The sequence below is a fragment of the Okeania sp. KiyG1 genome, from assembly GCF_014132355.1.
Lineage (GTDB): Bacteria > Cyanobacteriota > Cyanobacteriia > Cyanobacteriales > Microcoleaceae > Okeania.
This window is the reverse complement of sequence record NZ_BLZO01000110.1, coordinates 1-17,135: the sequence shown is the minus strand read 5'-3', so window position 1 is coordinate 17,135 and position 17,135 is coordinate 1. Positions and strand designations below refer to the sequence as shown.

The following is a 17,135-nucleotide window of genomic DNA, read 5'->3' as shown; positions in this document are numbered from 1 at the left end:
AGCAGTCTGAGTTAGTAATAGATAACACTACAACTAGGCGTGCAAATTGCTGGTTATGATTTATCAGAACTAGCACTACTTCGAGCTTTTTTATACCAAAACTTTCTAGAAATAAAGATTGCCACATCAAGGAAACCTAATACCAATTCACTTTAAGGATGTCACCAATAGTTTCACTCCTGATAAATGTCAAATAATTACCTGAAACTATTGTCTTGTCAAAGTTTTTAGTCTATCAAGTCTAATTTCAGACTTCTGTACGGGCGCCCTTGCGAAGCCCATGCCGTCAGGCTATATGGCCATTTGCTGGCACAAAGCTACGCTTTACATGTTGTGGAGCAAAACGCCCCTACTGACTTCTGACTTCTGACCAAAAAATCAGGTCTCAAGCCTCCCCTTGGCTGCGCCGCGAGCTACCGCTCTACAAGGGGATGAAAAAGCGGTTGAGGGATGGCGAGGTCCCCTCGCCATATCCAATCAACCAAGACAGCGGTCGTTTGCTTTTGCTTTTGCTTCGCAAAGCTGGCGCAACGCAAAGCTGGCGCAACGCAACGCTGACGCGAAACGCGACAGCGGAACGGAGTTCTATCTTCGGAGCTTCCCCGTTGGGTGGGATGGCGAGGAAACCTGCGTCATATCCATGAGACCAAGAGAAAATCAACTTCAATATTTCAAGCCTCTGACTTTAAGCAGAGGTACTGATAGCGTAGCTCCTCCGATAGGAGGCTAACTGATAACTGATAACTGATAACTGAAATGACTTCCATGAAACGGTATAACACTCCTATTACAGAGAAAGTTTCCCAAATCTAAAATCCAAAATGGTAGAACACCAAGTCTACAACCGTCATTTCTTTCCCATTTATTCATAATCAAAAGCAAAGATCGGGAGTTTTGGCAGAGTAAATTTAGCAGAAGGATGAAAATAAGTGACACAGGAATTTCATATTTCAATTACTCCCCTGGGAGAAGACGAATACTTTGTTCGGACAGAAAAAGTACCTATTGGTGGGTTAGTGGCTGAAGAAATTGTCGAATGGCCTGTAGAACAATGGTTGGCCCAAGCACGTCACCTATTTCGCGATCCATTACTCGATCTCCTAGAAGGAAAGTCCAACACTCAGGTAGTCATCCCTAGTCAGGTTGTGGCCAGGTCGGGAGAATTAGTCAGTCCCAGCTTAGTAGCATTAGGCCAAGAAATGTATCAAGAGCTATTCAAAGACACCCTGAGAGATAGCTGGAGTTGCGCTCAAGGAATAGCTCATAATCGAGGAGAGGTATTACAGTTACGTCTGGGGACAAAAGACAGACGTATATCCAGTTTGCCTTGGGAGGTACTCCATGCAGGCGATCGCCCCCTTGCTACTGGTACTGATGTAATTTTCTCTCGCTATCAACCTAATACTTCTTTACCTAAACAAACCCGGACACGAACTCCAGAAGAACCATTAAAAATCTTAATGGCGATCGCTGCTCCTAGCGATAAAGACAGTCTGCAACTAGAAAAAGAATACGAGGCGTTGCAACAAGAACTACAAATAAATAGTGGAGAAACTCAGATTCACCTAGATATTCTGAGGCAACCTGGACGAGAACAACTTACTCAACGTTTAGAGCAAGGTAAATATCAAGTTTTCCACTATGCAGGTCATAGCAACTGGGGTGTTTCTGGTGGTGAAATATCTTTGGTCAGCAATACAACAGGGTTAACAGAAAGTCTCAGTGGTCGAGACTTAGCAGGGTTATTAGTTAACAATGGTATTCAGATGGCGGTCTTCAACTCATGTCGAGGCGCTTACAACCACTTAGTTAACCCCACTGATGATGAAGTAGCGCTCAACTTAGCAGAAGCGCTAGTTAAACGTGGTATTCCGGGAGTGCTAGCAATGGCAGAACGTATTCCAGATGAGGTTTCTCTAAGTTTGACACGGCTTTTTTATCGAAATCTCAATCAAGGTTATCCAATAGATTTAAGTTTGAGTCGGGCACGACAAGGATTAATTTCTGCTTACGGTTCACATGAACTTTATTGGGCATTACCTGTTGTTTACCTACATTCAGAGTTTGATGGTTGTCTGATTCAAAAACCCAGCAATTTGAGAAATGAAATTGTTGAACCTGTTGAGGAATTTGTTGAGGAAAAAATTGCATCACCAAAGTCGCCAGAAGATTCAACTCGCGTAGAACCAAATATCGATTTGGAGAATATGGAGGAATTTCCTAGTGAACCTCAGACAGATAATCTTAATTGGCAGACTACCAATAATCAAGGTCAAGTAAAGACTCTTGAAGAGTTATTGCAAGAAAGAAAAATAAGAGAACAACTCAGTAATCAAAACAATGAAAAACAAGAAGAAATAGTAACACCAACTCAGTCAGTATTAACCACATTAAATGCTGAGAAAAAGTCTCATAAATTTTCCTGGAAAAAAATATTAGTATCTGCAGCATCATTAGTAATGTTAACCTTTGGTACTAATACAATTACTTTCAATAGACAGTCACAAGTGAATGCTCAATTGCTTCCTAAAGCACCCGACCCAGGTATTAATTACGACTATAACAGAGTTCGACTTGTTAATGAAAAAATTGGTAGCATCCCAGAGGCACAGATGCTGGCAGTTATACAGTTTAAGCAAAATGATATTCAGGCTGGAAAAATGGTCGTAGAAACATTATTAGAAAGAGGAGAATTAGAAAAAGTGGCAGAAGCGATCGCTGCTGTGCCTACTCAACTCAATGACCATCCAGAAATTAATTTTCTTAAAGGTCGATTAGCTTGGGAAATATTCCAAGATGGAAATCAAAATAACCTGATAGATGAAGCTATAAGTTATTGGGAAAAGGCTGTGTCCAAAAGTCCAGAAACTATTCAATATCAAAATGCTTTAGGCTTTGCTTATTACACTAAAGGAGATATTGAAAAAGCTTATGAAGCTTGGTTAAAAGTATTGCATTTGTCAGGAGAAATAACCCCAGAGATGGAAAAAGTTCGTCCTGTTTCTAATAGCGAGCGGAGAAATTTATCTGTCAATCAAAGAGAGGCTATGAATGCTTATGCAGGTCTAGGATTAATCAAACTAAAATCCGCTAAAAACTTACAAAAAGCTCCCGACCAAGCTTTAAAATATGTGAGTAAAGTTATGAGAGAAGCTGGCAAAGAATTTCATATCCAACAATTACAAAAAAACTGGTTGTGGTCTCCCACAGCTCGTCAAGATTGGGATTTATTATTAAGGCTTCGATATCACAAACAGCCAGTTCAACAGAATAAGCATTTTGAAGATATTGCTTAGTAATAGATTGAAATAGCAGTCAGCACCTCAGCGGTCAGCTAGCCTCCTGCGGAGGAACTTTGTTAACAGCTTCTCAAGGTGTATAATGAGGGATTAAAACCCCAATAAAAGGTGCACCACGCGCTTTTTCACCCTAAGCGTGGGGGAGTTATATCATGTCCGGATAAGAGCGTGATAAAAAAACTTTCTCTTTCTTTTCTTCTTTCTTCCCTCCTGAATTCTAAATTCTGTTTGCGGAGCATGACAAACGGAAATTATGAGTAGTTTATTTATAACTGTTCAACCGGACATGATATTAAACCCTTGGATTTTTAGTTGATAGTTAAATGCTGTTTGCGGAGCATGACTATCACGAAAAGCTAATAGCTAGTTAAAATTAGAGAGTTTGCTGAATGATTGTATGATTTTTAGTAGTCAGTAGGGGACAATGGCTATTCGCCCCTAAAATAGTCTTTTTTCCTGACTATCAATCTTACTCACTCACGAATTTCATATCTTATTTCAGCAATGCAAAATTAGATTTAGTAACGGTTTATTTTTAAATTGACTAATAACTAATTTGGGTTTGCTGAAAAAGTCTGATGGTGGAGGTAGGGAGTAGGGAGTAGGGAGTAGGGAGTAGTTAAGAATCAAGATAAATAAGGATTTATAGAGGATATACTTCAGAAGAATTATCCCTTACTAAACCCTGCTTAACTCTTACACAAATACCAACAATTGAGCCTCTTCCTGCCAAAAATCAGGTACTATTTCCGCATTTAAAAATACTCAAACCTTTGCCTGTTAATGCTTTGATCTTTATTCAGCAAACCCTAATTTAAAAAAGAGTCGGAATACAGAGCAAGCAGCCGAAAAAATAATAAAGGAGGAGGCAGGAGAAGGGGAAAATTAAAATTTATATCCACTCCTTGCTTCTCTACTTTAAAAATTATTTAAGCATTCTCAAAAAGTAGAGTATTAAGCAGACAAAAGAGTTAGATAATTTTTATTTTCTACTCTATTTTAACTCCTGCCGCCGAAGATTGATAATTATCAAAGATATTAAAATGACACAAAAATCTGAAAACACTATTATTTTTTTTAACTCAGTTCCCGGTAGAATAGCTTCACATTTAATTGCTGTTTTATTAACTCTAAGTGGTGTTTGGTTATTTCAAAATCAACCAATATTTTATTCAAAAACTATATCTATAACCCCCGATCCAATTAACCTTGCAAGATATAATAAAGAGCAACCAATTAGTTATAGTGCGAATACTGTAGAAGCAGACAAACAACTAGCTATTGAACAATTTCGTAAAAACGATATTCAAGCCGGAAAAAAAGCTGTAGAATCTTTATTAAATAGAGGTGCTTTTAGAGAAGCAAAAGAAGCACTTAATATTCTGTTAAAAGCAGATAATAATGAGCAAAATATTGACCCAGATATACTTTTTTTACAAGGTCGATTAGTTTGGGAATGGTCACAATATGGAAATAGAAATTATACTGTAGATGAAGCTATATATTACTGGGAAAAAGCAGTCGCTAAACTCCCTGATTCTATTCCATATCAGAATGCTATAGGTTTTGCTTACTATACCAAAGGAGACTTGAAAAAAGCTTATGATTCTTGGTTAAAAGTATTAAAATTATCAGGAGAAATTGCACCAGAAACACAAATACTGCGTAACATTTCAACTGAGGCTTTGCCAACTCCAGAAGTTGAACAAAAAGATGCTCTTAATGCCTATGCAGGTATTGGATTAGTAATGATGAAATCTGCTCAAACTTATCAAGGAAATGAGCAAAGAGAACGCTGGTTGAGAGCTTTACAATATCGGACAAAAGTAATGAAAGAAGCAGCAATAGAATATCATATTCCCCAACTTAGACAAAACTGGTTATGGTCACGAGAAGCACTACGAGATTGGGACTTCCTAATGAGAACAGATTGGAATATATTGCAGAAACCCAGTAATTGACCCACATTCCGCACCACAAAATGTAGCATAAAAGTATAAGTCAAAAGTAAGAAGTAATAGCAATTTGAAAAAAGAATGCTACAAAAAGGTAGTTCTTGATCGGATATGCTTAAAAATAGCTAGTCTAGTTCATTTTAGATAGTTATTTATATTGTTTTTCCATTTTTTAAATATTTATCCCTTCTTCTTTCTTCCCTCTTCCTTCTTATGGGTAAGTCCTGTAATTGATAATTTCTGTGCGATAATTGATTTTATTTTATTTTTTATTATTGGAGATGTCTATTGCAGAAACCGAGTAATTAATATAGTAGGGAACAGGGAACAGCGGTGCGACCCTGTGGGGTGTGGCAGATGCAAAAAGTCATTTTTTTTTCATAGGGCTTGCTGATTAAATCTAAAAGCATTGACATATAAAGACAAGTACCTTTTTGGGGTCGAAAAAAGTGCGCCTATTTCAGTCTAAAACTCTCAAAAAGGAGCGTATTTTAGGCGCATAGTTGGGCAGAAAAATCATTCTTACAATTCTTACTCCTATCTCCTCGCTCATTGCCATTTCTCCTGTCTCCAGTATAGCTGTCTCCCCCCTACTAAAAGACTAGTGAAGCGCAAACCCTAAATATATATCGGGAATCAGTTGTGAGAATTGAGGTGTTCCTTAGAGGTGTTCCTTAAAAGTATAAAATATAGCAATTATTATATTCATATGATAAGTTTTTTTCTTCTTCTCTGTTCCCTGTTCCCTGTTCCCTAAAAGTTTCCAATATCTCACAACTCAAATCATATTGCTATATAAATTCATAAAAATCAATAAAATTAGCATTAACTACTATCAGAAAAACTCTTAATTTCTATCCATTCTTTCTCAGATAAAGGCTCTGTAATTAGCTGAATTTTAAAACATTCCATAGCTGCTCTAACTAATGCCTCAATAATCTGATTAATCATAACTTCTCTCCTATTTTCAGGAGATAAAACAGATGTAGAAATATCAGAAACTCCCGGAGAAGGTTGAGAATTAAAAACATAACTAAAAAATTCAACATCAGGGGTTAAAATCATAGAACCATGTTGTAATATTCCCTTACCCTTTCTCAATTGGGCACTACCAATTAATTTTCCACCATTAGGTAATATTAAATCTGCACCAGTAGAAGTGCCAAAACAGTTAGGGTTGTGGATATAACCTCTTCCCGCACTGCCATAAACTAAGTCAACACCAAGCGATCGCCACCCCAGTATTAAAAATTCACAAATAGCTTGATAAGACTCAATGCGACTGCCAGGAAAACCAGAAGTTATCACACTATAAGTTAAATCTCCCTGATGCAAAACCGCCCTCCCACCAGTAGGACGACGGACAATATCTATAGGTTGCCCTTGCCAAGTTAGGTTTTGCCAATATTCAGGATAACGTCGTTGATGATAACCCAGAGAAATGGCCACTGGTTCCCAGGTGTAAAAGCGGAGAGTTGGTGGAATATTTCCTTGCAGATGTTGGTGTAGCAACCATTCATCTATTGCCATTTGTAACTTTCCGGTTGTTGTTAGTAAAGGAATAAGTCTCCAAAACATGGTGTAAGAAGGAAGAAGGAAGAAGAAAGAAGGAAGATGGAAGATGGAAGATGGAAAAATCTAGCGTTGTCTGAGTTTTAAGCTTTTAATATGTCAAATACAGTAATGGCGACTGCTATATTTCAGCAGACCACTATGCTGACCTATTTTATTTCCATTTCCTACTTTTAGCTGAATCGCCGAGAAGCCTCACACTATAATATGCAGATTTGGTGTGAGATGAATCGGTGGCAAATTGAACGGGTTCGATGCCCATTCAATTTGCATGCTATCCCAGCAAAAACCTTCGCCCTAGTTGAAAAATTTGTATTATGATATTGCAATAACCCCGGAAACTTTCCACCATGCGCACTGCCTACCAATATAAATTAAGGCCAAACAAAGAACAGTTAGCCACAATAGAATTGTGGTTGGAATTGTTGCGTCGGCAGTACAACTATAGGTTAGGCGAAAGGTTCTCATGGTGGGAAGAAAACCGTTGTCCAGTTAACGCCTGCCCGTTGGTAATGCCAATTCCTCAACTAAGAGATCATCCAGACTATTACTCTCAAAAACGAGATTTGGTCAATACCAAAGACAAGTTTCCTTCCTACAAGCTAATTCATTCTCAAGTTTTACAAGATTGCATAAAACGGGTAAAACTTGCCTTTGATAGATGGTTGAAAGCAGACCAAAATGGACATAAATTAGGAAAACCAAGGTTTAAAGGAAAAGGACGTTATCGCAGTTTTACTTATCCTCAAATCAAACTTGACTGCATTGAAGGAAATCAAATTAATTTGCCCAAAATTGGAAAGGTAAAGTTGATTCAACATCGGCCGTTACCTGATGGTTTTCACTCTTAAACTGTGACGATTAGTCGTAAAGCTGATGGTTATTATATTACTTTATCCCTAGAAGACAAATCAGTTCCAGCTTTAACAACTAAAGTTGAACCTACATTAAAAAATACTCTGGGAATTGATATGGGACTGAAGGAATTCTTAGTAACAAGTGAAGGAGAGTCTGTTCCCATACCTCAATACTATCGAAAATCTCAGCAGCGATTAAAGACTCTACAAAAACGTTTATCTCGAAAGAAAAAAGGAAGTAAAAGGAGGCTCAAGGCTGTTAAAACTGTAGCTAAACAACATAAAAAGATTGCCGATCAACGTAAAGATTTTCATTTCAAAACAGCCAATGAATTGTTATTGAAAGCTGAAGTTATAGCCCATGAAAACTTAAATATCAAAGGGCTAGCAAAGACCCGTTTGAGTAAATCAATTAATGATGCTGGATGGGGAAATTTTCTAACTATTTTGACTGTCAAAGCCGAAAACGCTGGACAGAAAACTATAGCAGTGAACCCCAAAAATACTAGCCAAGATTGCTCAAATTGTGGTGAAAAAGTCAAGAAAGAATTAAACATAAGAACTCATTCTTGTCCACATTGTGGTGTTGTAATAGACCGCGACTTGAATGCGGCGATAAATATCAAAAATAGGGCGGTAGGGCATTCCGTCCTTAAAGCTCGTGGAGCCCGACGGAATACCGGGGCAGGGAAACGAGAAGCCCACATTGTAGCGCCAGCTTAGTGTGAGAGTATGTCACAATTATCACCAAATCATGTTCATATTTGGAGTACAAATCTAAAATTACTTCCATCTGCCATTGATAAATTATCAAAAATATTATCCTCAGACGAAATAGATAGAGCCAATAAATTTCATTTTGAACGAGATAAAAATCGTTTTATTATTGCCAGAGGAACACTCAGAAAAATTCTCAGCACTTACTTAAATATTGAACCTAAAAATTTACAATTTACTTATAGTGAGCGAGGCAAACCCTATTTACCAGATGCCTCTATATTATTTAATTTATCTCACTCTCAAGATTTAGCTTTATATGCTATTACCACAGTTAATTCAATTGGTATTGACTTAGAATATATTCGCCCAATGAATGATGCTGAAGGTTTGGCAAAACGTTTCTTTACTGCTCAAGAATACAATCTTATTAGTCAGCTTCCTCCTCAACAACAGCAAGAAACTTTCTTCAAAATATGGACTTGTAAAGAAGCCTATTTAAAAGCTACTGGAGATGGGTTAGCAGGAGGATTGGAAAAAGTCGAAGTTTGTTTAAAACCAGAACAACCAATACAATTTATGAGTATTAATGGAGATTTTCAAGAAGCTTCCCGTTGGTATTTATATCAGTTTATTCCTGAATCTAATTATATTGCTGCTCTAGTAGTGGCAGGGAAAAATCAAAGCTTGAGTTTTTGGCAAATGAATAATACTGAAATTTGATAATGATTTGCGCAATTCAGAGCATTCCGTAGAAAATCGCCTCTACTACCAAAATATTAAAACTTAAAATTAGGACTACTATATTGCTACAAATATCATAATTATTTGCATAAAAATTTCTAATGCCAGCCTCAAAGTTAAACAAGCCAACACAACCATATCAATATAGATAAAAATTAGTTGAATCTAAAAATCAGACCTAAATTAACTAGAACCTTGAAGTTGATTTTCATCTAGTTCTGTATCTCGGAAATATTTGCGAATAATTTCAACATCAGGCTCTGTCTCAATCCACAGGCGGGCACCACCTGCTTGACTCTTGTTAGGTTTATGAGGTCGATAGACAATTTTGCAATTTCCCAGAATTTCTACTTCGTGACAGCGATGGTTTTTGCCTCCTTGTTTGACAGAAATTGCTCGAAGAGAAGTACCGTGGTCTCGGTTATAGTCAATTTCTCTTCGTAGTACATGGATAAAAGTATTGCCTGTACGGAATCCTTTATTCCAAGTTCCTTGAGGACCTCGACGACCTGGAGTAATTTCTGGCATTCCTCGACGATTTAAAGGAATTACCCAAAACCGTTTGACTTTTTTGGCTCCTTTGAGACGACCTTGCCTCAAAAGTAACCTGAGTCTAGCAGTAGAAATATTTAACAGAAATGCTGCTTCTGTTGTACCAACTGTATCTGGTTTAGTAGTTGCATCTTTGACATCCTCTCCTGCCTAAAGGCGAGGAGATTCCTATCCACCTAATAGTCATCCAAATCAAATAAAGATAACTGCATAGGTTCAAAGTGGGTTGACGTTTCACAGGCTGCTGCTACTTTGACAGTAGTCTTATGCTTGCCTCCGCGTCCGTTTAATGTCTCAGACTGCCCGCCCGCGACTAATATATTTATTGCTGCATTGTGGTCTCTATCATGTGTGGTTTCACAGTTTAAACACTGCCACTCACGGATTGACAAATCTAATTTGCCTCCACGAAAACCACAACATGAACAAATTTGACTGGTTGGTTGCCAACGATTAATTATTCTAAATTCTCTACCGTATTTTTCTGCTTTTCCTTCTAGGAATGTTCGGAATTGTCTCCATCCTAAATCAGAAATAGCCCTAGATAATTTACGGTTTTTAACCATTCCAGATACATTCAAATCTTCTAAAACTATTACTTGGTTTTCGTTAATAATTTCAGTAGATAATTTATGCAGAAAGTCTGTCCTTGTATCTTTCAGTTTTCCATGAAACTTAGCTATTTTCAACCTAGCTTTTTCATAACGATTTGTACCTTTAGTTTTCTTAGATAGTGACTTACTTAATTTTCTATATTTCTTGATTCGTTTCTTAAGTGGCTTTGGTGCATCAATTTTTCGACCATCACTCAATGTAGCAAAAGTTTTAATTCCTAAATCAATTCCAACTGAATTATCAGTTTGAGGTAATGATTCTGGTTGTATTTCTACTACGAAACTTAAAAAATATCTATTGGCAGAGTCTTTAATAACTGTTACAGAACTAGGCTGACTAGGTAGTTTTCTAGACCAAATAATTTTGAGTTTACCTACTTTTGTTAAAACAACTCTGTCTTGATAAATTTTAAATCCTCCTTTCCTAAATCTAGCTGTTTGCCTAGACTGTTTAGATTTAAACTTAGGAGGTCTTGCAGGTTTTCCTTTCCTCTTACCTTTACAACTATTGAAAAAGTTTTGATATGCTGCATTCAAATCATTTAATGACTGTTGCAATGGAATATTGGAAACTTCTTTTAACCATTCTCTATTTTCAGTCTTTTTAGCTTGGGTAATAAACTGTTTTTGTAGTTCTGCATTACTAGGCTTTTTCTTACCTTCTTTGTACAACTCGTTGCAATAAGCTAAACTATCATTCCATACTGTTCTACAACATCCAAATAATTTAGCTAAAGCTTTCTTTTGTAGATTGTCTGGATATACTCTGTACTTATATCTTGCTTTCATCTTTTCCCTCATCGACCTGATTTATCTTATCATATAATTGGTTACACATTGGGGATAAGTATGAAAAATAATCAATTAAGATTGCGGATGAATGATGAAAGGATGGATAAGTTAAGATTATATGCACGAGTAAAAGGTAAAACAATGACTCAAGTAATTGAAGAACTGATTGATAGTTTGCCAGAGGTTGTTGTTAAACCAACTGAACAAGAAGAAATTTTTACCAAATAATTAAAGTCGCCCTATAAGGGCGAGGCTTGAAACCCACTTTTTCGGTCATAAACTGTTCCGGAATATATTTTGCATATACTAGATATCTTTATCTATCAAAACACAAAGGATTTAATTTGGCAATAAATTTTTGATTTTTCAGTTGTGGTTGTTTCATTTATCTCTTTCATAAACTGTTTCGGAACATATATATAAGGGATAAACTGGGTAAATATTTACCATTAAACTACAAAGGATTTAATTTGACAATATTTTTTTGATTTTCCAGTTGTGCTTGTATCATTTATCTCTTTCATAAACTATTTCGGAACATATATATAAGGGATAAACTGGGTAAATATTTACCATTAAATTACAAAGGATTTAATTTGGCAATAATTTTTTGATTTTACAATTGTGCTTGTTTCAGTGGACAGCCTCAAAGTATGCACTCCAGGGTGCAATAACTTTTAACTGTTCTGCTTTACATATTCTCTAATTACTGGCGATAATGTAAATAATGTCAATTCCTCTTCTGTAATCTTTTCTATTAATGAGCGTCTTCCTAATGATTGAATTGTTTGAAGTACCTGGGGTGGTGATAGTGGTAATTTTTCTAAAATTTCTGTCACTGTTGCAGGTGCATTGCTCTGACTTAATTGAGATATTACCTGTTTTTCTAATAAGGATAATCTTTGAAAATATCGTTCTAATTTGGTAATAATTTCATCGCCCAAAAATAGGCTATTGTATGCTAAATAATCTCTGACTTTCCCATTGAATATTTCTTGAATCATTCGGCATACTGTTTTTAGATAAAAAGGGTTGCCTCGATAGGTATCAATTAATTTTTGCCAGGTTTCTTCATCGGATAAATTTTGTGCTTGAAAAATTTCTCTTGCTGTTTCTCCAATGCCGTTTAATGACATTATTCTTACAGGAGTTTTCAGGTCTGTTAAGTTGATTATTTCTAATGGTGATTCCCAACTATTAAAAATTAAGCAGCTCTGATGAGGGAGTTCACCTATATTTTGAAAAAATTCACTGTAGTTTTGAAATTGATTTTGATAATTTCCTGAAAATTGACTTTCTGCTAAGATTGCCTGCAAATTATCTAAAATTATCAAACACCGATAATTCCGCAAATATTCATAAAATATTGATAATAATGTTTCTAGTTCTAAATCTAAGAGTGAATTCTTTTCTGTTGTTTTGGGTAAGGAGAAGTTAATATAAGTTTGATTTGATAATGACAAGACTAATTGGGCGGTTAGTATTGATAAAGAGGGAGCATGATATAGATTTTTCCAAATGATATAGTCGAAATTATCTTGTATTTTTTCTAGCAGATGTCGTGATAATGTGGTTTTGCCGATACCACTTATTCCTAATATTCCTATTAACCGAGTGTTTTCTTGTAATATCCAATTTTCTAGGGTAGATATTTCTTTAATTCGACCGTACATTTTCCCTAGTTCGGGAGCTTCTCTAATATTTTTATTGGGTAAGGTTGTAATTTGATTTTCTGATTTTTGTTTGTCGATCTGTTTCTCTTTTTGCCGTTTGTTTTATTTTCTGAAGAGGAGAAGCGATCGCGACATAAGCTTAAATTATTTGTAACTCCAACAGCAAGACCAACACTTGATGATATCGAAAATTGTAATCTTTCTAGAGCAGAGCAGAAGTTTGATTTATTAATTTCTTCACCGGACAAATTTGATAATACTTTCCATAAATCTGAAGCTTTATCTCTAACGTAACCTTCACTACAGGGAATTTTTTCTGCTATATCTGCATATTTGTTACCCTGGCAAACACCTTCAATTATAGTTTTTTGTAAGTCATCCAAGTGTTTTCCGGTGTGATTAAAAACTAGGCGATCGGCAAGTTTTAAAACATCTTGAATATCCATACTTTTAATAATTAATAGTTAGCAATTAATAATTCATAATTACAGCGGATTCCACTTTTGTGAGGTACACCCACACGGGCAAGATGCCCGCACTGGAAACATTTAATTATTAATATTAATATCTGTGTCAAAATATTTAGGAATAAATCCTCCCAGAAATTTTAGTTACAAATAATTCTATCAACTCGCTCTCCCCTAAGCATTAATTTCTTCTGGAGATGGGCGAGTTTTAGTATTTATTTATGAGCATAAAATCTCTCGGATTTAGAGACGTTACATAGAATATCTACAGGTGTTAAAAAAATATCTATCTAATCTCTGTCTATTTGTTAATTGAAGCTATAGTTAAATTATCAATGATTATCAAATTTGATTATAATCAATAAAACTCATCTTATACAAAAAGATATTTATGACACAAGAAATTACTATTACTATACCAGATGAAAGTTTATCAGCACTAGAAATAACTCCCGAAAAATTAACTGCGGAGATTCGTTTAATAGCTGCAATTAAATATTATGAAATGGGTAGACTTTCTACAGGTGCTGCAGCAGTTTTTGCTGGTATTCCCAAGGTTTTATTTTTGACAAAATTAGGGGATTATGGTGTGAATACTTTTAAACTAACTGAAGCCGAACTAATTGAGGATTTGGCTAATGCGTAATGTTATTAGTAATACTTCCCCTATCCAGTATTTATATCAAACGAATTTAATTGAGTTATTACCTCAGCTTTATGGAAGTATTATTCTACCCCAGGGCGTTGTTCTAGAACTAGAAGATGGTAAAAATCTAGGAGTTGCTGTGCCAAAAATAGAAAATTACTCGTGGTTTCAAATCTATCCATCACCAGACTTAAATTTAACTGAATTCTCAAAAATGGGAGATATTCTTGGTCGCGGTGAAAAGGAAGTAATGGCTTTAGGGTTGGAAATTTCTGATTCCTTAGCCATTATAGATGATGGTTTAGCCAGAAGTTATGCTAGAGATTTAGGAATAAAAATTACAGGTACAGTTGGTGTACTTTTAAAAGCAAAACAAACAGGATATTTAGACTTAATCAAACCAGTACTAGAAGAATTAATCATACTGGGATTTTATCTGGATAAAACAACTCATACCATTTCTCTGTAACAATGCGCTTAATAATTCTTACCAAAACCTGAATTTTACTAATAGCTTTTATCTTTTATTAAGCGCAACTTCATGGAGAATTGGTATCACTATACTGTCCTGAAACTAGCGAATGAATTCTAATTAACTAGAGATTTTAGATACTGTTTTTGCGTAAGTCCTGTAAACTAAAATTGTGGGAACTAAAAATCTACAAAAAAACCACCTTACTAATTGCCTAAAAAACGGCAAGGAGTTTAAACTCCCTGCCGTCTTTAGATTGAAAAATTAACTTTACTTTCCTTCCCTAAAGAAACTAAATCCTACTCAGCTCCTTGGGGCAACAACTCTCGTTTTTCACCTTGAGTAACCTTAACTTGACCATCTTCCCCAACATCAACCACAGCAGTATCGCCTTCGCGAACCGCACCGGAAAGAATTTCCTCAGCCAAAACATCCTCAAGTAAACGCATAATTGCCCGACGTAAAGGACGCGCTCCATAACTGGGATTATAACCTTCCTCAACTAACCGCTCTTGGAAACGATCGGTAATTTCTAGCTTGATGCCTTTTTCTGTCAAACGACTAAAGACCTCTTTCAACATAATCACAGCAATTTCCTTCACCTCATCCTTATTCAACTGACGGAAGACAATAATCTCATCTAGACGGTTGAGGAATTCTGGGCGGAAATATTGCTTCAGCTCTTCATTCACCAAGTTGCGAATTCGGTTGTATTGAGCATCCGCTTCATTGTCGGAGAACTCGAAACCAAGACCGCCGCCTCCTTTTTCGATTACCTTAGAACCGATATTGGAGGTCATAATAATCAAAGTATTCTTGAAATCTACTGTACGACCCTTAGCATCAGTCAACCGTCCGTCTTCCAAAATTTGCAACAGCATATTAAAGACATCAGGGTGAGCTTTTTCAATTTCATCAAATAGCACCACAGTATAAGGACGACGACGAACCGCTTCAGTCAACTGACCACCTTCGTTATAACCCACATAACCAGGAGGAGAACCAATCAACTTAGAAACAGTGTGACGTTCCATATATTCGGACATATCCAACCGAATCATTGCTTCTTCTGACCCGAAGAAATATGTAGCCAAAGCCTTAGTTAATTCTGTCTTACCAACCCCAGTAGGTCCAGAGAAAATAAAGCTGGCAATTGGTCGGTTGGGGTTTTTCAATCCCACTCTTGCCCGACGAATAGCACGAGATACTGCTCTGACAGCTTCTTCCTGACCAATCAAACGTTGATGCAGAGTATCTTCCATGTGTAGCAATTTCTCAGACTCAGATTCTGTGAGCTTACTAACTGGAACACCAGTCCAACTTGCAACAATATGGGCAATATCTTCTTCGTTAACCACTGGAGAATCATTTTCAGTAGTTGAATCTGTTTTTTTAGTTTGAGCAAGGGAACGAATTTCAGATTTAATTTCCATTTCCCGGTCACGCAACTCTCCTGCCTTATCAAAATCTTGGGAGCGTACCGCCTCATCCTTGTCTTTGAGAATTTGACGCAACTCTTTATCCAATTCTTTAGCTGCGGGAGGAAGTTGAGAATTAATCAAACGAACCCGGGAACCTGCCTCATCAATCAAATCAATAGCTTTATCCGGTAAATAGCGATCGCTAATATAGCGGTCTGACAATTTAGCAGCAGCTTCTAGAGCTGTATCCAAAATTTTTAACTTATGATGTTGTTCGTAACGTTCCCTTAAACCGTATAAGATTTCAATTGTTTCATCAACGGAAGGTTCACCCACCATTACTGGTTGGAAACGACGTTCAAGTGCCGCATCTCGTTCAATATGTTTGCGATACTCATCGAGGGTAGTTGCCCCTATGCACTGTAACTCCCCACGAGCCAAAGCAGGCTTCAAAATATTAGCCGCATCAATTGCCCCTTCTGCTGCACCAGCTCCAATTAGAGTATGAACCTCATCTATAACTAGGATGACATTACCCGCAGAGCGAATTTCATCCATAATTTTCTTCAGACGTTCCTCAAACTCACCTCGGTATTTTGTGCCAGCCACCAATAGACCAATGTCCAGAGTAACTACCCGCTTTTCTTCCAGAATATCTGGTATATCATTATTAGCAATACGTTGTGCCAGACCTTCAGCGATCGCTGTTTTTCCGACCCCTGGTTCTCCAATCAAGACTGGATTATTTTTCGTTCTACGACCTAGAATTTGAATAACCCGTTCAATTTCGTTTTGCCTTCCCACTACTGGGTCCAACTTACCTTCAGATGCCATTTGAGTCAGATTAGAACCAAACTCATCCAGAGTAGGAGTTTTAGTCCGTCCACCGCCACCACCAGCAGTGACTTCTGCGGTTTCACCCAACATCCGAATTACCTGAGTCCGTACCTTCGAGAGGTCTACGCCCAAGTTTTCTAGAACTCTTGCTGCAACTCCTTCCCCTTCTCGAATTAAACCCAGAAGTAGATGCTCAGTACCAATATAGTTATGTCCTAATTGCCGTGCTTCCTCCAAGGATAATTCTAAACCCTTTTAGCTCTGGGAGTAAATGGAATTTCTACAGCCACAAATCCAGAGCCACGGCCAATTATTTTTTCTACCTCAATCCTAGCGTCCTTGAGATTAACACCCATAGATTTGAGAACTTTGGCCGCAACACCTGTGCCTTCTCCAATTAGACCCAGGAGGATTTGTTCCGTCCCCACAAAGTTATGTCCCAAGCGCCGAGCCTCTTCTTTGGGCCAACATTATCACTTTGATTGCTTTTTCGGTGAAGCGTTCAAACATAATTAAT

The 17,135-nt window shown here is 36.9% G+C and carries 13 protein-coding genes and 1 pseudogene; 8 read left to right on the top strand and 6 right to left on the bottom strand.

Going from position 1 to position 17,135, the window contains the following annotated elements; genetic code table 11:
- The first annotated feature begins 929 nt into the window (after positions 1–929).
- Together SAGCYANO_RS26115 and SAGCYANO_RS26110 are read left to right on the top strand one after the other, a co-directional pair.
- Positions 930–3,296, top strand: coding sequence for a CHAT domain-containing protein (locus tag SAGCYANO_RS26115; RefSeq protein WP_202222758.1), 2,367 nt, complete (start codon positions 930–932; stop codon positions 3,294–3,296).
- Between the two features lie 1,046 nt (positions 3,297–4,342).
- Positions 4,343–5,260: a hypothetical protein gene (locus SAGCYANO_RS26110; RefSeq protein ID WP_202222757.1), complete on the top strand. Its 918-nt coding sequence runs from the start codon at positions 4,343–4,345 to the stop codon at positions 5,258–5,260.
- Between the two features lie 819 nt (positions 5,261–6,079).
- On the opposite strand, the gene SAGCYANO_RS26105 is transcribed toward SAGCYANO_RS26110, so the two are convergent.
- Positions 6,080–6,784 carry a biotin/lipoate A/B protein ligase family protein gene (locus tag SAGCYANO_RS26105; RefSeq protein WP_237396703.1) on the bottom strand — a complete coding sequence of 235 codons (705 nt, stop codon included), beginning with the start codon at positions 6,782–6,784 and terminating at the stop codon, positions 6,080–6,082.
- 392 nt (positions 6,785–7,176) lie between these two features.
- On the opposite strand from SAGCYANO_RS26105, the gene SAGCYANO_RS50665 reads away from it, so the two are divergent.
- The 3 genes from SAGCYANO_RS50665 to SAGCYANO_RS26095 are packed head-to-tail and all read left to right on the top strand — an operon-like array spanning position 7,177 to position 9,123.
- Positions 7,177–7,677 carry an RNA-guided endonuclease InsQ/TnpB family protein gene (locus tag SAGCYANO_RS50665; RefSeq protein ID WP_375339996.1) on the top strand — a complete coding sequence of 167 codons (501 nt, stop codon included), beginning with the start codon at positions 7,177–7,179 and terminating at the stop codon, positions 7,675–7,677.
- A gap of 3 nt (positions 7,678–7,680) precedes the next feature.
- Complete coding sequence (locus tag SAGCYANO_RS50660) at positions 7,681–8,406, top strand: RNA-guided endonuclease InsQ/TnpB family protein (protein WP_375339995.1); 726 nt, start codon at positions 7,681–7,683, stop codon at positions 8,404–8,406.
- Positions 8,407–8,415: 9 nt separating this feature from the next.
- On the top strand, positions 8,416–9,123 hold the full coding sequence (locus SAGCYANO_RS26095) for a 4'-phosphopantetheinyl transferase superfamily protein (protein WP_202222755.1): 708 nt from the start codon (positions 8,416–8,418) through the stop codon (positions 9,121–9,123).
- Positions 9,124–9,327: 204 nt separating this feature from the next.
- Here the strand turns inward: SAGCYANO_RS26095 and SAGCYANO_RS26090 are convergent, their stop codons facing one another.
- Complete coding sequence (locus SAGCYANO_RS26090) at positions 9,328–9,744, bottom strand: DNA-binding protein (protein WP_202222754.1); 417 nt, start codon at positions 9,742–9,744, stop codon at positions 9,328–9,330.
- A gap of 128 nt (positions 9,745–9,872) precedes the next feature.
- The gene (locus SAGCYANO_RS26085; protein WP_202222753.1) at positions 9,873–11,099 is read right to left on the bottom strand and encodes an RNA-guided endonuclease TnpB family protein; all 1,227 of its coding nucleotides are present in this window, start codon (positions 11,097–11,099) and stop codon (positions 9,873–9,875) included.
- A 102-nt stretch (positions 11,100–11,201) separates the two neighbouring features.
- Between SAGCYANO_RS26085 and SAGCYANO_RS48065 the strand changes: the two genes are divergently transcribed.
- Positions 11,202–11,330 carry a hypothetical protein gene (locus SAGCYANO_RS48065; protein ID WP_255502707.1) on the top strand — a complete coding sequence of 43 codons (129 nt, stop codon included), beginning with the start codon at positions 11,202–11,204 and terminating at the stop codon, positions 11,328–11,330.
- 449 nt (positions 11,331–11,779) lie between these two features.
- Here the strand turns inward: SAGCYANO_RS48065 and SAGCYANO_RS26080 are convergent, their stop codons facing one another.
- Together SAGCYANO_RS26080 and SAGCYANO_RS26075 are read right to left on the bottom strand one after the other, a co-directional pair.
- Positions 11,780–12,775, bottom strand: coding sequence for an NB-ARC domain-containing protein (locus SAGCYANO_RS26080; RefSeq protein ID WP_202222752.1), 996 nt, complete (start codon positions 12,773–12,775; stop codon positions 11,780–11,782).
- Between the two features lie 5 nt (positions 12,776–12,780).
- Positions 12,781–13,221: a hypothetical protein gene (locus SAGCYANO_RS26075; RefSeq protein WP_202222751.1), complete on the bottom strand. Its 441-nt coding sequence runs from the start codon at positions 13,219–13,221 to the stop codon at positions 12,781–12,783.
- A 412-nt stretch (positions 13,222–13,633) separates the two neighbouring features.
- Here SAGCYANO_RS26075 and SAGCYANO_RS26070 point away from each other — a divergent pair, with 412 nt between their 5' ends.
- Together SAGCYANO_RS26070 and SAGCYANO_RS26065 are read left to right on the top strand one after the other, a co-directional pair.
- Positions 13,634–13,888, top strand: a complete 255-nt coding sequence (locus tag SAGCYANO_RS26070; RefSeq protein ID WP_202222750.1) for a UPF0175 family protein — start codon at positions 13,634–13,636, stop codon at positions 13,886–13,888.
- A complete protein-coding gene (locus SAGCYANO_RS26065) occupies positions 13,881–14,357 on the top strand; it encodes a DUF3368 domain-containing protein (protein ID WP_202222749.1) in 477 nt (158 codons plus the stop codon). Before SAGCYANO_RS26070 ends, SAGCYANO_RS26065 begins: the two co-directional genes overlap by 8 nt.
- Positions 14,358–14,659: 302 nt before the next feature.
- Here the strand turns inward: SAGCYANO_RS26065 and SAGCYANO_RS26060 are convergent.
- Positions 14,660–17,128, bottom strand: a pseudogene (locus tag SAGCYANO_RS26060) (ATP-dependent Clp protease ATP-binding subunit).
- Positions 17,129–17,135: the final 7 nt, after the last annotated feature.

Excerpts from the sequence above, each read along its gene's own strand:
- SAGCYANO_RS26110 (WP_202222757.1), top strand. The coding sequence starts at position 4,343 with ATGACACAAAAATCTGAAAACACTATTATTTTTTTTAACTCAGTTCCC.
- SAGCYANO_RS26105 (WP_237396703.1), bottom strand. The coding sequence starts at position 6,784 with ATGGCAATAGATGAATGGTTGCTACACCAACATCTGCAAGGAAATATT.
- SAGCYANO_RS26085 (WP_202222753.1), bottom strand. The coding sequence starts at position 11,099 with ATGAAAGCAAGATATAAGTACAGAGTATATCCAGACAATCTACAAAAG.
- SAGCYANO_RS26095 (WP_202222755.1), top strand. The coding sequence starts at position 8,416 with ATGTCACAATTATCACCAAATCATGTTCATATTTGGAGTACAAATCTA.
- SAGCYANO_RS26075 (WP_202222751.1), bottom strand. The coding sequence starts at position 13,221 with ATGGATATTCAAGATGTTTTAAAACTTGCCGATCGCCTAGTTTTTAAT.
- SAGCYANO_RS26070 (WP_202222750.1), top strand. The coding sequence starts at position 13,634 with ATGACACAAGAAATTACTATTACTATACCAGATGAAAGTTTATCAGCA.
- SAGCYANO_RS26080 (WP_202222752.1), bottom strand. The coding sequence starts at position 12,775 with ATGTACGGTCGAATTAAAGAAATATCTACCCTAGAAAATTGGATATTA.
- SAGCYANO_RS26065 (WP_202222749.1), top strand. The coding sequence starts at position 13,881 with ATGCGTAATGTTATTAGTAATACTTCCCCTATCCAGTATTTATATCAA.
- SAGCYANO_RS48065 (WP_255502707.1), top strand. The coding sequence starts at position 11,202 with ATGGATAAGTTAAGATTATATGCACGAGTAAAAGGTAAAACAATGACT.
- SAGCYANO_RS50665 (WP_375339996.1), top strand. The coding sequence starts at position 7,177 with ATGCGCACTGCCTACCAATATAAATTAAGGCCAAACAAAGAACAGTTA.